The sequence below is a fragment of the Stenotrophomonas rhizophila genome, assembly GCF_007667275.1.
GTDB classification, from domain to species: domain Bacteria; phylum Pseudomonadota; class Gammaproteobacteria; order Xanthomonadales; family Xanthomonadaceae; genus Stenotrophomonas; species Stenotrophomonas maltophilia_AE.
This window is the reverse complement of record NZ_VDQT01000003.1, coordinates 78,097-93,519: the sequence shown is the minus strand read 5'-3', so window position 1 is coordinate 93,519 and position 15,423 is coordinate 78,097. Positions and strand designations below refer to the sequence as shown.

Sequence of the window (15,423 nt, the reverse complement as noted above, 5' to 3'; positions counted from 1 at the left end):
GGGCGGCGTTATGCTCCGGCCATCCATTTGAGGATCAAGCCGGTGACATATGCCAGACCCGTTCCCGTCGCATAGCCCACCGTACCCAGCAACACACCGACCGGCGCCAGGCTGGGATGAAACGCCGCTGCCACCACCGGCGCCGATGCCGCTGCGCCGATGTTGCCCATCGAACCGATGCCGAAGAAGAACAACGGCGCCTTGACCAGTTTGGCGACGGTCCACAGCACCAGGATGTGGGTGAGCATCCAGATCACGCCGAGCAGGAACAGCCACGGGCGATCCAGCAGCGAGAGCAGGTCCATCTGCATGCCGATGCAGGCGATCAGGAAGTACAGGAACACCGTGCCCAAGCGCGAGGCACCCGCGGATTCGAGCCTGCGCGCGCGGGTGAAGCTCAGGCCAAGGCCCAGCAGGGTGGAGAGCAGGACCACCCAGACGAACGCGCTGTCGAGGCTGAATTGGCTTGCCCAGCTGATGTGGGCTTTGAACCAGGCGCTCAGGGGGGCGGCGATGGCGTGGGCCAGGCCGACGCCGCCGAGGGCGACGCCGACGATCACCATCAGGTCGGTGAGGCTGGGAATGCGCGCGTTCTGGGCTTCGTAGGCGCTGATGCGCGCCTTCATTTCGTCGATGGCGCGGGTGTCGGCGCCGTTGCGGGTGTCGATCTGCTGCGCGCGGTTGGCCAGGAACAGCAGGACGGCCATCCACAGGCTGGCGCAGGCGACGTCGACGACGGCGAACTGGCCGAAGGTGGTGGCGTCGGTGCCGAACACTTCGCGCATGGCGACCATGTTGGCACCGCCACCGATCCAGCTGCCGGCAAGTGCGGCCATGCCGGCCCAGGTATCGCCGGCGACGGTCTCGGGGTGGATCCAGGACATCAGCTGGAACGACACCACGGCGCCGAGCATGATGCCGAAGGTGCCGGCGCAGAACACGATGAGCAGCTTGGGGCCGAGCTTGAGGATGCCTTTGAGGTCGATGGAGAGGGTGAGCAGTACGAGCGCGGCCGGCAGCAGCACGTCGCGCGCGATGGGGTTGTAGAGGGCGGTGCGGTGCCCGTCGAGGATACCGGCGGTGTTGTAGATGGCGGGGATGAAGTAGCACAGCAGCAGTGCGGGTACCCAGGCGAAGATCTTCTTCAACAGGGGCGTCGGGCCGCTGGCGGCCCAGAAGATCAGGGCCAGGGTGGCGGCGATGAGGCCAAGGCCGACGATGTCGCTGGTGATGAGGGCGGTACCGGGTCCGGTCGGCATATGCGGTCCTGTGTCGATCGAAAAGTCAAAAAAAAAGCGCCGCATGATGCGACGCCTGCTGCAGCTTAACATTGTCATTACTGGTGACCACGCTGCAGTGCCGCGCGATGCACCGGCGACTTCAGTGCGGAAGGTCGCTGTGCTGCCCGGGCAGCGAAGCACCCAGATCGAGGATCACGCGCGTGCCACGCAGCTCGCTAGGTTCGATGGTCAAGGCCCAGCCGAGGTGTTCGCACAGACGGGCGATGAGTTCGAGGCCGATCCCGCTCTGTTCATTGCGGTCACCGCGTGCCATGCGTGCATACACGGCCGCGATCTCTTCGGGACTCATGCCCTCGCCGGGATCCTGCAGGGTGACGACGCCGCGCTCGGATACAGCGATGGTGATGGTGCCGCGACCGCTGTTTTCGATGGCATTGCGCAGCAGGTTGCCGATGGCCGCCTGGACCACGCCCAGCGGGGCGATGATGTCCACGCGGGCCAGCTCCTGGACGACGATGTGCAGGTCCTTGTCGCCCATCAGGTGGCGGTGGTCTTCGATGATGTCGGGGACCAGCTGGTCCAGGGCGATGCGCTCCTTGAGCGCGGCCAGGCGGGCCGGTTCGCGGGCCAGCACCAGCAGCAGCTGGATCAGCTGCTCCACGCCCTGTGCAGTGCGGTGCACGCGCTGCATCTGCTGGCGCGCGCGGTCGGGCAGCGCAGGCTGTTCCAGCGCCAGTTCGGCCGCGCCGGTGATCACTGCGATGGGCGTGCGCAGTTCGTGGCTGGCGGTGCTGATGAACACCCGTTCGCGTTCGACGAACTGTTCGTTGCGCGCGAGGTAGTCGTTGAGCGCTGCGGCGATGACGTACAGCTCGGAGCTGCCACGCGGGTCGACCTCGACACGCTGCCCCGGCCGGCCGGGCTTGAGGTTGTCGATGTGTCGGGCCAGCGAGCGCAGCGGGCTGACCAGCCGGCTGACGCCGAACGAGGCCATCACCACGGTCACCAGGATCATCACCACGCTGGCCAGCATGACCCAGCGCGTGGCGAATTCCTCGAGCTCATGGAAATCGTTGATGTCCAGGACCAGGGCCAGGCGCCCCTGGTGGTCCGTGTCGCGCACCATCACCGCACTGGCGCGGCCGTTGATCTCCACACCGTCGTGGAGCCCGGGGTGCAGCGTGCGCAGGATTGCCGGAACGCCGGGGCGGTCGTCCACCGTGAAAAGCCGGAGCGTGTCCGAATCCTGCCAGCGGTAATGTGGCTCGTGTTCGATATGGCTGACGATGCTGTCCAGCTCGGAGTTCAGCAGCGCGCGCCAGGCGGAATGTTCCGCATGCTCGTGCACGTAGTTGCCGACGCTGAACACCGCCAGCGAGATCATCGCCAGGTAGCCCAGCAGCCACCACACCAGGCGCCGGTGCAGCGGCGCGGGCTTACGCAGTCTCATCGCCACTCTCGGCGGCGGCGGCACCCAACCGGTAACCTACCCGCGGCAATGTGTGGATGAGCTTGCGCGCGAAGGGCCCATCCACGCTGCGGCGCAGTTCGTAGATGTGCGAGCGCAGCAGGTCGCCGTCGGGCAGCTCGTCGCCCCACAGTGCGAATTCCAGCTGTTGGCGGGTGACCGCAGCGGGACTGGCGCGCATCAGCACTTCCAGCACCTTGCGGCACGCCGGGTACAGGTGCAGCGGCTGCCCGGCACGCTTGGCCTCCAGGGTCGCCAGGTCCAGGCTGAGGTCGGCCACTTCCAGCACCTTGCGCGGGTTGCGGCCCTGCGCGCGAATCCGCAGGGCTTCGAGCCGCACTTCCAGTTCGGGCAGGGCAAACGGTTTGGTCAGGTAGTCGTCGGCGCCCGCGCGGAAGCCGGCGATCTTGTCGGGCAGTTCGTCGCGGGCGGTGAGCATGATCACCGGCACGTCCGAGCCATGCTCGGTGCGCAGCCGGCGCAGCACGTCCGGGCCTTCCAGGCGCGGCAGCATCCAGTCCAGGATCAGGGCGTCGTACTGCTGGGTGGCGGCCAGGTGCAGGCCGGTGACGCCATCGGGGGCGACATCCAGGACGTGGCCACGCGCTTCGAAATATTCGAACAGGTTGGCGATCAGTTGGCGGTTGTCTTCGATGACCAGGAGCCGCATGCGCAGGAAACTCGGGGGTGGTACCCGGCATGGTAGCGCCCGGAATGTCGGAAGCCGGTCGCAATCCACCCGATTCGACACCTTTCTTACATGGCATGCCCGACAGTTCGGCTTTCCCTGCGAACGGCCGCCCTTGTCGACCCACCTGCCCCGCCGCACCTGGCACCTGTTGACCTGCCTTGCCCTGTTGCTGGCCCTGGCCGCCGGCATCGGGCTGCGGGCCCCGACCCCGCCGGACGAGCCGCGTTTCGTGCTGGCCGCCCGTGCGATGGTGGATACCGGTCAATGGCTGCTGCCGCACCGCGGCAGCGAGCTGTACGCCGAGAAGCCGCCGGTGTTCATGTGGATCCAGGCGGCGACCTACCAGGTCATCGGGAATTGGAACCTGGCCTTCCTGCTGCCCTCGCTGCTGGCCGCGCTGGCCACCTTGTGGCTGAGCTGGGACCTGGCGCGGCGGTTGTGGAATCGTCGCCTCGCCTGGTGGGCCGTGCTGGCGCTGTCCAGCTGCCTGCAGTTCGGGCTGATGGCCAAGCGCGCGCAGATCGACATGGTGCTGGTGGCGTTGACCACGCTGTCGCTGTGGGGCCTGCTGCGCCACCTGCTGGAGCGGCCGAATACACGCGCCCTGTGGGTGGCCGGGTTCGCCGCCGGACTGGGTACGGTGACCAAGGGCGTGGGCTTCCTGCCGCTGCTGGTGCTGCTGCCGTGGGCGCTGTGGCGCTGGCAGCAGCGCAGGGCCGTGGTTGCCCCCACGCCCCGCGCACGCGCCCTGCTCTGGCTGGTGCCGGCGTTCCTGCTCGGCACCGCCGTCTGGCTGGGGCCGCTCGGCATCGCGCTGCTCAACGATCCTTCGCCGGAACTGCAGTCCTACGCACGCGAACTGCTGTTCAAACAGACCGGCACCCGCTACGCCAACGCGTGGCACCACGTGCAGCCGGCCTGGTACTACCTGCAGGTGATCGCCACGTTGTGGCTGCCCGGCAGCCTGCTGCTGCCCGCGCTGGTTCCAGCATGGTGGCGGCGCCTGGGGCGACTGGATGGACGCTACTGGCTGCTGCTGGGCTGGGCCTTGCTGGTGCTGCTGTTCTTCAGCGCCAGCCCGGGCAAGCGCGAGGTCTACATCTTCCCGATGCTGCCAGCGCTGTGCGTCGCGGCGGCGCCCCTGTTGCCCGGCCTGCTGCGCCGCGCCGGCACGCGCTGGCTGCTGCTGGCCTATGTGCTGGTGCTGGGCGTGGCTGCCGCCGCGATCGGCGTAGCGCTGCTGGGAGATGGCGTCTGGGCGCATGCGCAGCTGGCCCGACGCGGCATGCCTGAAACCCTGTTGCCGGTGCTGGGAGGGTGGCTGCTCGGCTTCGGCGTGGTGGTACTGCTGTTGACCGCGTGGCTGCGGCAACGCCGCGCCGGCACGCTGGTGGTGATCACTGCGGTACTGCTCTGGAACCTGCATGGCTGGGGTCTGATGCCTGCGCTGGGTCCCTACAGCTCGGCATCGGTAGTGATGCGGCAGGTCGGCGAAAGGATCGGACCGCATGCCGAACTGGGTGCACTGGCGTGGCGCGAGCAGAACCTGCTGCAGGCCGACCGGCCAGTGACCGACTTCGGCTTCAAGCGGCCTTGGGACGCACAGTGGCATGACGCCGGGCCATGGCTGGCGCAGGCACCCCACGCGCGCTGGCTGCTGGTGCTTGAACAGGCACTCAGTCCCTGCGTGGACCGCGCGCAGGCGGTGATGATCGGCAGCGCCAACCGCAACCGCTGGTGGCTGGTGCCGGGCACGGCGTGGCATGCAGACTGTCACGCGGAGCTTTCGCAGGACGCGGCCGCCGGTATCGACGACGGCGACTGAATCGCAGGTGCACGGCGCGTGCGGGTTAACGCGCGGGGAACATCACTCCGACCGGTCTCCGACACGTTGCTGACGACCATGGCGCCGGTTTCCCCGCCGGCTCCACCTTCATGCTCCCTGTTCCTGCCGCGTCGCTTCCGCTTATCGAACACGCCAACTCCCGCAACGCCCTCTTCCTGCGCAACCACTTCGCATGGCCGCTGCTGGCGGTGCTGGCCACCAGCACGCTGCTCATGGTCGGTGGTGGCGACCAGTGGCTGGCGGACCAGCTGTACCGCATGGAAGGCCATCACTGGCTCCTGCAGAACGCATGGGCCACCAGCCAGCTGATCCACAAGGGTGGCAAGTGGCTGAGCGCAGCGGCAACGCTGCTGGCCATCGTGCTGTGCTTCTACGCCTGGCGCCACGAACGGGCGGCCGCATGGCGCTGGCCGCTGCTGTACCTGGTAATGGCCGTCGCGCTGGGCACCGGCGCGGTGTCGCTGCTGAAGTCGCTCACCAACGTGGATTGCCCGTGGGACCTGGCGCGCTACGGCGGCCTGCGCGAGTACGTGGGACTGTTCGCCACCCGCCCGCACGGCATGCCGCGCGGGGTGTGCTTCCCGGCCGGGCATTCCAGCGCCGGGTTTGCCTGGGTGAGCCTGTACTTCTTCGCCTTGCTGGTGCGTCCTGCATGGCGATGGCGTGGCCTTGCCCTGGGGCTCGTCGCCGGGGGTGTGTTCGGTGCCGCGCAGCAGCTGCGCGGCGCGCATTTCCTTTCGCATGACCTGTGGACGCTCGCGACATGCTGGACGGTGTCGCTGCTGCTGTTCCTCCTGGTGCATCGGATCAGCGCCCGCGGAGTGCGCGCATGAATACCATCGCATCACGTGCGCCACGCCCGATCGCGCTCACCACGCTGCGCCACTGGCGCCCCACGTGCTCCACCGAGACCCTCATCGCCCTCACCAGCGTGTTTTTCGCGCTGGCCTGCAATGGCCTGTTCTGGCACAGCGCGATGGCCACGCATCCGGGAAGCGTGCGCTTCGCCGTGTCGCTGCTGCTGTTGCTGGTGGGTGCGCACAGCCTGCTGATGGGCCTGCTGGTGTGGCGCTGGAATGCGAAGGTGATGATCGGCGTGCTGCTGCTGGGCACGGCGATGGCTGCCCACTACATGGGCAGCTACCACATCTACCTGGATGCGGACATGCTGCGCAACGTGCTGGCGACCGACCACAAAGAAAGCCGCGAGCTGATCACCCCGAGCCTGCTCGCACCACTGGTGCTGCTGGCGCTGCTGCCGATGGTGCTGCTGTCGCGCGTACAGCTGGTGCGGCGCAGCTGGGGCAGGGCCCTGCTCTGGCGCGGCGGTTTCCTGCTGGTGTCGGCGTGCATCGCGCTGGGCGGGTCGATGCTGTCCTTCCAGGAAATGTCGTCGCTGATGCGCAACCAGCGCGAAGTGCGGTACCTGGCCACGCCGGGCAACTACCTGCTGGGGCTGCCAAAGGCGCTGCGCGGCGACAACCCGATCCAGCGCGCGCCCAAGCTCCCGATCGGCCTGGATGCCAAGGCGACGCCGCGCGCGGCCGACAGCAAGCCCAGGCTGCTGGTGATCGTGATGGGCGAAACCGCGCGTGCACAGGATTGGGGCTTGAACGGCTACGCCCGGCAGACCACGCCGCAGCTGGCGCAGACCAGCGCAATCAACTTCCCGGACATGCACGCGTGCGGCACCAGCACCGAAGTCTCCCTGCCCTGCCTGTTCTCGCCGTATGGGCGGCATGACTATGACGAAACGAAGATCCGTGCCCACCAGTCGCTGCTGCACGTGCTGGAGCACGCCGGCATCGGCACCCTGTGGCGCGACAACCAGTCCGGCTGCAAGGGTGTGTGCGAGGGGCTGGACACCCAGTCGCTGGGCGATGCGCACCACCCCACCCTGTGCGCCAACGGCCGTTGCATGGATGAAATCCTGATCGACGGCCTGGCCGCGCAGGTGCGCGCCCGGGCGGGCGACCGCGTGGTGGTGCTGCACCAGCTGGGCAACCACGGCCCAAGCTACTTCGAACGCTACCCCGCGGCGTTCCGCCGCTTCACCCCCACCTGCGACACCCCGGACCTGGGCAGGTGCAGCCGCGAGGAAATCACCAACAGCTACGACAACGCCCTGTTGTACACCGACCAGCTGCTGGCCCGCACCATCGGCACGCTGCAGGGCATGCAGGACTACGACACGGCCATGATCTACCTGTCCGACCATGGCGAGTCGCTGGGTGAAAAGGGCCTGTACCTGCATGGGGTGCCCTACGCGATCGCGCCGCAGGAACAGACCCGGGTGCCGATGACGATGTGGTTTTCGCCCGGTTTCGCCGCCAGCCGTGGGCTGGACCTGGCCTGCGTGCGGCGCCGTGCCAGCCAGTACACCGACCATGACAACCTGTTCCCCTCGGTACTCGGCCTGATGCAGGTAAGGACTTCCGTGTACGACCGCGACCGCGACCTGTTCAGCGGTTGCGCGCGCTGACGGGACCTGTGGCCCTTGCGGTGCGGCGGCGGCCCCACTAGCCTTCGCCGGTCTGTCACCACCCAAGGATGTCCCCGTGAACCACCGCCCGCTCCTGCTGGCCCTGGCGGTCGGCGCTGCCGCGCTGACCCTGGCGGCCTGCCAGAAGGAACCGTCCCCGGCCGATGCTCCGGCCGCCGGCACCGCCGCGCCCACCGAAACCGCGGACCAGTTCATCGCCCGCGTCAACGCCGAGTACAAGGCCCTGTACCCGGAAATGACCTCGGCGCAGTGGCTGTCCTCGACCTACATCAATGACGATTCCGAGCGCGTGGCGGCCAAGGCCAACGAGCGCTGGCTGACCATCCTCAATGGCTGGATCGCCCAGGCCGGCAAGTACGACGGCCAGCCGATGAGCGAGGACACCAAGCGCCAGATCCACCTGCTCAAGCTGATGACGGCAATGCCGGCTCCGCGCGACCCGGCCAAGCTCGGCGAGCTGACCCGCATCGCCAGCCGCATGGAAGGCGCCTACGGCTCGGGCAAGTACTGCACCGACGAGGCCAACCCCGCCAGCTGCCGCCAGCTGGGCGACCTGGAGCAGGTGCTGGCCAGCAGCCGCGACTACGACAAGCAGCTTGATGCCTGGCAGGGCTGGCACGCCACCACCAAGCCGATGCGCGCCGATTACCAGCGCTTCGTCGGCCTGGTCAACGAAGGCGCCAAGGAAATGGGCTTCGCAGATGCCGGCCAGATGTGGCGCAGCGGTTACGACATGCCGGCCGAGCAGATCGGGCCGGAAACCGACCGCCTGTGGGAGCAGGTCAAGCCGATGTACGAGCAGCTGCACTGCTACGCGCGTACCAAGCTGGACACCACCTACGGCAAGGACAAGGCCGAGACCGAAGGCGGCCTGATCGCCGCGCACCTGCTCGGCAACATGTGGCAGCAGGACTGGTCCAACCTGTGGGACCAGCTGGAACCGTATCCCGGTGCCGGCAGCCTGGACATCACTGCGGCGCTGGAAAAGCAGTACCAGACCAACCTGAGCGGTGCGCTGGCCAAGGCCGGCGGCAGCAACGCGAACGTGGAAGCGCTGTACAAGGCGCAGCGTGACGCCGAGCTGCGCACCGCCAAGCAGATGACCGAGCGCGCGCAGGACTTCTATGTCTCGCTGGGCATGCCGGCGCTGCCGAAGTCGTACTGGGACAAGACCCAGTTCATCAAGCCGCTGGACCGCGACGTGGTCTGCCACGCCAGCGCCTGGGACATGAACATGGAAGGCGACGTGCGCACCAAGATGTGCATCAAGCCGAACGAAGAAAACTTCACCACGATCTACCACGAGCTGGGCCACATCTATTACGACCTGGCCTACAACCCGCTGCCGCCGTTGTTCCAGGGCGGTGCCAACGATGGCTTCCACGAAGCGATCGGCGACACCATCGTGCTGGCGATGACCCCGCAGTACCTCAATTCGATCGGGCTGGTGGACAAGCCGCAGGAAAGCCGTGAAGCCACCATCAACGCGCAGATGCGGATGGCGCTCAGCGGCGTGTCGTTCCTGCCGTTCGGGCTGATGATCGACCGCTGGCGCTGGGGCGTGTTCGATGGCTCGATCACCCCGGACAACTACAACAAGGCGTGGTGGGAGCTGAAGGCGAAGTACCAGGGCGTGGCGCCGGCCAGCGCGCGCGGCGAGGAGTTCTTCGATCCGGGCGCGAAGTACCACGTGCCGGGTAATACGCCGTACACCCGCTACTTCCTGGCGCGCATCCTGCAGTTCCAGTTCTACAAGGGCCTGTGCGATGCGGCCGGCTACAAGGGCCCGCTGCACCAGTGCAGCTTCTACGGCAACAAGGAAGCCGGGCAGAAGTTCTGGGCGATGCTGAGCAAGGGCGCCAGCCAGCCGTGGCAGGCGACGCTGAAGGAGATCACCGGTGGCGACAAGCTGGATGCCGGCCCGATGATCGAATACTTCACCCCGGTCAACGAGTGGCTGAAGCAGCAGAACCAGGGCCAGATGTGTGGCTGGCAGCCGCCTGCGGCGGCAGCCGCGCCGAAGGCGCCTTGAACCAGGAAAGCCGGCCTGCATGGCCGGCTTTTTTTTTGTTCATCGCAGAAGGGAGTGGAACGTCTTGTCCCCTAGGGCCGTCGAGGCTGGGCGCAGGGTCTTCGAGCAGGTTCATCGCGAGCGTTGAGGGCCCCGCCGCGGCCGGCAGGCCCCTATGCAAATGTCCCCCGGCGGCGGCCTGCGGCCGCCACCTCCTCCTTTACTTTGCCAGGGACCTACCGGCCGCGACGGGGCTCGGCTTGCGGTTGGCAGGGAAAAGCGGAAGTCGGGGTGCAACGCCGGTGGATCGAGTGCCGGGCCCCCATACCCTTGGAGGCGAAGTAAAGGAGGAGGTGTCGGCCTCCGGCCGACGCCGGGGGACATTCGCCGGAAAGGGTATGGGGGCCCGGCACTCGATTCACCGGCAGCCGCGTTTGCTGGGAGCGCGCGCAGCATGGCGCAGCCACGCAGGGCGTTGCTCTACGCCTTGGGTTTGAGGGAAGCCGCGAGTTCTGTCTTGAACTGCTCGAAATCCTTGCCCTCGGCCTTGGCTTCGGCGTGCGCGGCGTCTTTCAACGCATCCGAATACACCAGGCGCACCGGGGTTCCCTGGCGCTCGTGCAGTTCGGCGGCCTGCATGATCAGCGCCAGCACGCGGGCGGCGCTGGGGGTCTGCCCGGCAATCCGGCCGTCCATGCCCAGCACCCATTCGCCGTCACGACGGACCACGCCGGCCAGAAGCGTACGCTGCTGGTCGCGGAGCTCGGCATGCGGCTCGACCGGCGAGGCGTGGGCCTTTTCGCGGTTCGCCTCTTCGATTTCGCGGCGCCGGCGCAGGTCACGGCGCAGTTTGGAGGTGGTCGACATCAGGGGGACTTCCGGACTGCATCAAGGGTCACAGGATACCGCACGGGGCTCAGGCCCCAGCCGCCGCCGCATCGCGCCTGCGCTCGCAGCGGCGCTCCCAGAACCAGAACGCCGCGCCGACCGCGAAGAACCCGGCATAGCCCAGCGCCAGGTGCAACGGCGTGCTGCTGAGCAGCGGCGAGACCGCGCCCGCCACGACGGTGTTGATCATCAGCTGGATGAACATCTGCATCGACGAGGCCAGGCCGCGCTGGTGCGGGTACATGTCCAGCACCGCCAGCGCCAGGATCGGGAAGATCAGCGACATGCCAACGCCGCCAAGGAAGATCGGCAGCACCGCCCAAGGCAGCGCGATCTGCGCCACCCCCAGCACATAGGCCAGGTTGACCAGCGCCGACACCGCGCACAGGCTGAAGCCGATCGCCACCTGCCGCTGCGCGGTGATCCGACCGGCCATCCGCCCGGACAGGAACGAGCCCATCGTCATGCCGCCGATGGTGGGAATGAACAGCCAGGCAAAGCCGCCCTCGCCCAGCTTCAGGTGCTGCATCACGAACACCGGGGCCGAGGCGATGTACAGGAAGATGCCGGAGAAATTGAAGGCGCCGGCCGCAGCCAGGCGCAGCAGGCGCGGGTTGCTGCCCATCTGCAGGTAGCTGCGCAGCAGGGCGCCTGCCGACAGCGGCGTACGCGCTTCCACCGGATGGGTTTCGGGCAGCCACTTGCCGGTGGCCACCAGCAGCACCAGCGCGAACAGCACCAGGAACCAGAAGATCAGCGGCCAGTCGCCGCCACCGAGCAGGATCCAGCCACCGATGATCGGCGCGATCGCCGGAGCGATGCCGAAGATCATCGATACCTGGCTCATCAGGCGCTGCGCGTCGGCGCCGTGGTACAGATCACGGATCACCGCACGGCCGACGATCACCCCCACGCCGGCGGTCACGCCCTGCAGCGCGCGGAACACCAGCAGCGTGGTCAGGTCGCGCGACAGGGCGCAGCCGATCGAGGCGGCGATGAACAGCACCAGCCCGCCCAGGATCACCCGGCGGCGCCCGAACGCATCCGACAGCGGGCCGTGCGCCAGGCTCATCAGGCCGTAGAACAGCAGGTACACACTGACCGTCTGCTGCACTGCGACCTGTTCGACCTGCATGCGCTCGCCCAGCAGCAGGAAGGCCGGGAAGATGGTGTCGATCGAGAACGGGCCGAACATGGCCAGGCCGGCAAGCAGCAGGGCCAGGCGGCGGTTCGAAGGGGCAGCGGGTGTCATCGGAAGTTCCGTCAGCGACCGTGCATGAACGCACGGAAGGCGCCGGCCCGGACCGGGTGGCGCCTGATGAATACGAGGATCCGCTCATCATAGGCGGTTGTACCCGCCAGTTCCATGCCGAAACCGACATCCGGGTACGGAACGGTGAGCGCGTTCATCTCCCGGAAGGCCGCTGCGGGCCGGGGCGCTGGGATATAATTGGCGGGCTACATGGTGGGAGAAGTGGAGCTTGGTTTCCAGGCATCCGCTGCCGAAGGCGCAACGCCCGTAATCGCTCAGGCCCGATACCACCCGCACCAAAACTCTGGAGAGACCGGCCGGTGCCGGCGCCGAAGGGGCACGAAGCACGCAGCCGCGCGCTTCCAAACTCTCAGGCAAAAGGACAGAGGGGCACCCAGGAAGACCGCAGGGTCCGGTGGATCGTTGTCGCCCACGACACGCCCCGTCCGCGCTTCCGAACGTGCGTGCCCACTCTTTTGGATGCCAGCCATGTCCCAGAACACCCCTTCCCTGCGCGAGCTTGAACACAGCCACGCGTTCGTCGAACGCCACATCGGCCCCAACGACGCCGAAATCGCGCAGATGCTCGAGGTGGTCGGCCACGCCTCGCTGGACGCGTTGACCGACGCCATCGTGCCGGCCTCCATCAAGTCGCCGGCGCCGCTGGCGCTGCCCGTGTCGATGACCGAGGTGGACGCGCTGGCGAAGATCCGCGCCATTGCCGACAAGAACCAGGTGTTCCGCACCTTCATCGGCCAGGGCTACTACGGCACGCTGACCCCGAACGTGATCCTGCGCAACGTGCTGGAAAACCCGGCCTGGTACACCGCCTACACCCCGTACCAGGCGGAAATCTCGCAGGGCCGCATGGAAGCGCTGATCAACTTCCAGACCCTGTGCGCCGACCTCACCGGCATGGAGATCGCCAACGCCTCGCTGCTGGACGAAGCCACCGCAGCGGCTGAAGCGATGACCCTGGCCAAGCGTTCGGCCAAGTCGAAGTCGGACACCTTCTTCGTGCACGACGCCGTGCACCCGCAGACGCTGGAACTGCTGCGCACCCGCGCCGAGCCGATGGGCATCGTGCTGCGCGTGGGCACGCCCGCCGAAGCGCTGGAAGCGGACAGCTACGGCGTGCTGCTGCAGTACCCGGACACGTTCGGCCATATCGGCGACTACCAGGCGCTGGCCGATGCCGTGCACTCGCGCGGCGGCCTGGTGGCCGTGGCCACCGACCTGCTGGCGCTGACCCTGATTGCCGCCCCGGGCGAATGGGGTGCCGACATCGTGGTCGGCAACTCGCAGCGCTTCGGTGTGCCGTTCGGCTTCGGCGGCCCGCACGCCGCGTTCATGGCCTGCCGCGATGCCTACAAGCGCTCGATGCCCGGCCGCCTGATCGGTGTGTCGGTCGACGCCCAGGGCAATGCCGCCTACCGCCTGACCCTGCAGACCCGCGAGCAGCACATCCGCCGCGAGAAGGCGACGTCCAACATCTGCACCGCACAGGTGCTGCTGGCGGTGATGGCCTCGATGTATGCCGTGTACCACGGCCCGGAAGGCCTGACCCGCATCGCCCGCCGCACCCACCGCCTGGCCGCGATCCTGGCTGCTGCCCTGCGCGGCGCCGGCGTCAATGTCGGCGAGCACTTCTTCGACACCCTGCACGTCAAGGCGATCGACGCCAAGGCGATCCACGCCAAGGCCGCCGCCGCGCGCATCAACCTGCGTGCGATCGACAGCGAAGCGGTCGGCATCAGCCTGGACGAAACCACCACCCGCGCCGACATCGTCGCGCTGGGCCAGCTGTTCGGCGTGAGCGTCGACGTGGACGCGCTGGACGCGGCCACCGCCGATGCGCTGCCGCCCGCCCAGGTGCGCACCAGCGCCTTCCTGACCCACCCGGTGTTCAACACCCACCACAGCGAACACGAACTGCTGCGCTACCTGCGTTCGCTGGCGGACAAGGACCTGGCCATGGATCGCACCATGATCCCGCTGGGCAGCTGCACCATGAAGCTCAACGCCACCGCCGAGATGATCCCGGTGACCTGGCCGGAGTTCGCCAACATCCATCCGCTGGCCCCGGCCGACCAGGCTACCGGCTACAAGGAACTGATCGACGGGCTGGAAGCGATGCTGGTCGAATGTACCGGCTATGACGCGGTGAGCCTGCAGCCGAACTCCGGCGCGCAGGGCGAATACGCCGGCCTGCTGGCGATCCGTGCCTACCACCGCTCGCGCGGCGAAGGCCACCGCGACGTCTGCCTGATCCCGGATTCGGCACATGGCACCAACCCGGCGTCGGCGCAGATGTGCGGCATGAAGGTGGTGGTGACCAAGACCGACGCCAACGGCAATGTCGACGTCGAAGACATCCGCGTCAACGCCGAGAAGTATGGCGACCGCCTGGCCGCGCTGATGATCACCTACCCCTCCACGCACGGCGTGTTCGAGGAAGAAGTGGTCGAGATCTGCGAGATCATCCACAAGCACGGCGGCCAGGTGTACACCGACGGCGCCAACATGAACGCCCTGGTCGGCGTGGCCAAGCCCGGAAAGTGGGGCTCGGACGTGTCGCACCTGAACCTGCACAAGACCTTCTGCATCCCGCATGGCGGCGGTGGCCCGGGCGTGGGCCCGTGTGCGGTCAAGTCGCACCTCGCCCCGTTCCTGCCCAAGGTGCTGGGCGGCGAAGGCGATGTGGGCATGGTCAGCGCGGCCAGCTTCGGCAGCGCCTCGATCCTGCCGATCAGCTGGATGTACATCACCCTGATGGGCACCGAAGGCCTGCGCAAGGCGACCCAGGTCGCGCTGCTCAACGCCAACTACATCGCCAAGCGCCTGGCCCCGCACTTCAGGACGCTGTACACCGGCCGCAACGGGCTGGTGGCGCACGAGTGCATCCTGGATGTGCGTCCGCTGGAGAAGACCTCCGGCGTGGTCGCCGAAGACGTGGCCAAGCGCCTGATCGACTTCGGTTTCCATGCGCCGACCCTGAGCTTCCCGGTCGCCGGCACGCTGATGGTGGAGCCGACCGAAAGCGAATCGCTGCACGAGCTGGACCGCTTCATCAACGCGATGATCCAGATCCGCGAGGAAATCGCCGCGATCGAAGACGGCCGCCTGGACCGTGAAGACAACCCGCTGAAGCACGCCCCGCACACCGCCACCGCAGTGTCGGCCAGCGAGTGGTCGCACGCCTACCCGCGCGAACTGGCCGCCTTCCCGCTGGCCAGCCTGCGCCAGCAGAAGTACTGGCCGCCGGTGGCACGCGTGGACAACGTCTACGGCGACAAGAACGTGATGTGCGCCTGCATCCCGGTCGACGCGTACAAGGAAGACGAGGGCGTGGAGGTCTGATCCTCCCGCCTGGTTGAAACGAAGACGGCCCGCGAAAGCGGGCCGTTGTTCTTCTGCAGGTATGCCTGGTATGCGCCGGGCGTTGGTCGGCAACGAGGGGAAAACGATGAAAACCCGAAGGTATCTGGGTACGCCTGAGGCTAACGTGTCCGCCCCTTAGCCT

General features: G+C 67.5%; 11 protein-coding genes and 1 riboswitch. Of the genes, 5 read left to right on the top strand and 6 right to left on the bottom strand.

From position 1 onward, the window contains the following. Nucleotides 1-8 precede the first annotated feature (8 nt). The 3 genes from FSZ13_RS10975 to FSZ13_RS10965 all read right to left on the bottom strand — a co-directional run bounded on the left by FSZ13_RS10975 (nt 9) and on the right by FSZ13_RS10965 (nt 3,379). Nucleotides 9-1,259 (bottom strand): DUF819 domain-containing protein, encoded by a 1,251-nt coding sequence (locus FSZ13_RS10975; protein WP_145479596.1) that lies wholly within the window; start codon nt 1,257-1,259, stop codon nt 9-11. A 121-nt stretch (nt 1,260-1,380) separates the two neighbouring features. Continuing rightward, the gene (locus FSZ13_RS10970; protein WP_145479595.1) at nt 1,381-2,691 is read right to left on the bottom strand and encodes a sensor histidine kinase; all 1,311 of its coding nucleotides are present in this window, start codon (nt 2,689-2,691) and stop codon (nt 1,381-1,383) included. Then, nucleotides 2,678-3,379 (bottom strand): response regulator transcription factor, encoded by a 702-nt coding sequence (locus FSZ13_RS10965; RefSeq protein ID WP_145479594.1) that lies wholly within the window; start codon nt 3,377-3,379, stop codon nt 2,678-2,680. Before FSZ13_RS10965 ends, FSZ13_RS10970 begins: the two co-directional genes overlap by 14 nt. Nucleotides 3,380-3,512: 133 nt before the next feature. Between FSZ13_RS10965 and FSZ13_RS10960 the strand changes: the two genes are divergently transcribed. From FSZ13_RS10960 to FSZ13_RS10945, 4 genes are all read left to right on the top strand, one after another. Next, nucleotides 3,513-5,225, top strand: coding sequence for an ArnT family glycosyltransferase (locus tag FSZ13_RS10960; RefSeq protein WP_260844158.1), 1,713 nt, complete (start codon nt 3,513-3,515; stop codon nt 5,223-5,225). 110 nt (nt 5,226-5,335) lie between these two features. Continuing rightward, entirely contained in the window at nt 5,336-6,079 is a 744-nt protein-coding gene (locus FSZ13_RS10955) for a phosphatase PAP2 family protein (protein WP_428999990.1), read from the top strand. Further along, complete coding sequence (locus tag FSZ13_RS10950; protein ID WP_145479592.1) at nt 6,076-7,728, top strand: phosphoethanolamine transferase; 1,653 nt, start codon at nt 6,076-6,078, stop codon at nt 7,726-7,728. Before FSZ13_RS10955 ends, FSZ13_RS10950 begins: the two co-directional genes overlap by 4 nt. A gap of 76 nt (nt 7,729-7,804) precedes the next feature. Beyond that, nucleotides 7,805-9,781 carry a M2 family metallopeptidase gene (locus tag FSZ13_RS10945; RefSeq protein ID WP_145479591.1) on the top strand — a complete coding sequence of 659 codons (1,977 nt, stop codon included), beginning with the start codon at nt 7,805-7,807 and terminating at the stop codon, nt 9,779-9,781. Between the two features lie 459 nt (nt 9,782-10,240). Here the strand turns inward: FSZ13_RS10945 and FSZ13_RS10940 are convergent, their stop codons facing one another. Genes FSZ13_RS10940 through FSZ13_RS18395 form a run of 3 tightly spaced genes read right to left on the bottom strand, consistent with a single transcriptional unit; the run spans nt 10,241 to nt 12,058 of the window. Next, a complete protein-coding gene (locus FSZ13_RS10940) occupies nt 10,241-10,627 on the bottom strand; it encodes a hypothetical protein (RefSeq protein ID WP_145479590.1) in 387 nt (128 codons plus the stop codon). 49 nt (nt 10,628-10,676) lie between these two features. Continuing rightward, nucleotides 10,677-11,900, bottom strand: a complete 1,224-nt coding sequence (locus FSZ13_RS10935) for a multidrug effflux MFS transporter (RefSeq protein ID WP_145479589.1) — start codon at nt 11,898-11,900, stop codon at nt 10,677-10,679. 11 nt (nt 11,901-11,911) lie between these two features. Continuing rightward, the gene (locus FSZ13_RS18395; RefSeq protein WP_186308904.1) at nt 11,912-12,058 is read right to left on the bottom strand and encodes a hypothetical protein; all 147 of its coding nucleotides are present in this window, start codon (nt 12,056-12,058) and stop codon (nt 11,912-11,914) included. Between the two features lie 136 nt (nt 12,059-12,194). Beyond that, a riboswitch (glycine riboswitch) is annotated at nt 12,195-12,296 on the top strand. An 84-nt stretch (nt 12,297-12,380) separates the two neighbouring features. Here FSZ13_RS18395 and gcvP point away from each other — a divergent pair. Beyond that, nucleotides 12,381-15,260, top strand: coding sequence for an aminomethyl-transferring glycine dehydrogenase (gene gcvP, locus FSZ13_RS10930; protein WP_186308903.1), 2,880 nt, complete (start codon nt 12,381-12,383; stop codon nt 15,258-15,260). The last annotated feature ends 163 nt before the right edge of the window (nt 15,261-15,423 follow it).

Bases quoted from the DNA above. Each gene is read 5' to 3' on its own strand.
- FSZ13_RS10975 (WP_145479596.1), bottom strand. From the start codon at position 1,259: ATGCCGACCGGACCCGGTACCGCCCTCATCACCAGCGACATCGTCGGC.
- FSZ13_RS10970 (WP_145479595.1), bottom strand. From the start codon at position 2,691: ATGAGACTGCGTAAGCCCGCGCCGCTGCACCGGCGCCTGGTGTGGTGG.
- FSZ13_RS10965 (WP_145479594.1), bottom strand. From the start codon at position 3,379: ATGCGGCTCCTGGTCATCGAAGACAACCGCCAACTGATCGCCAACCTG.
- FSZ13_RS10955 (WP_428999990.1), top strand. From the start codon at position 5,336: ATGCTCCCTGTTCCTGCCGCGTCGCTTCCGCTTATCGAACACGCCAAC.
- FSZ13_RS10950 (WP_145479592.1), top strand. From the start codon at position 6,076: ATGAATACCATCGCATCACGTGCGCCACGCCCGATCGCGCTCACCACG.
- FSZ13_RS10940 (WP_145479590.1), bottom strand. From the start codon at position 10,627: ATGTCGACCACCTCCAAACTGCGCCGTGACCTGCGCCGGCGCCGCGAA.
- FSZ13_RS10935 (WP_145479589.1), bottom strand. From the start codon at position 11,900: ATGACACCCGCTGCCCCTTCGAACCGCCGCCTGGCCCTGCTGCTTGCC.
- FSZ13_RS18395 (WP_186308904.1), bottom strand. From the start codon at position 12,058: ATGAACGCGCTCACCGTTCCGTACCCGGATGTCGGTTTCGGCATGGAA.
- gcvP (WP_186308903.1), top strand. From the start codon at position 12,381: ATGCCAGCCATGTCCCAGAACACCCCTTCCCTGCGCGAGCTTGAACAC.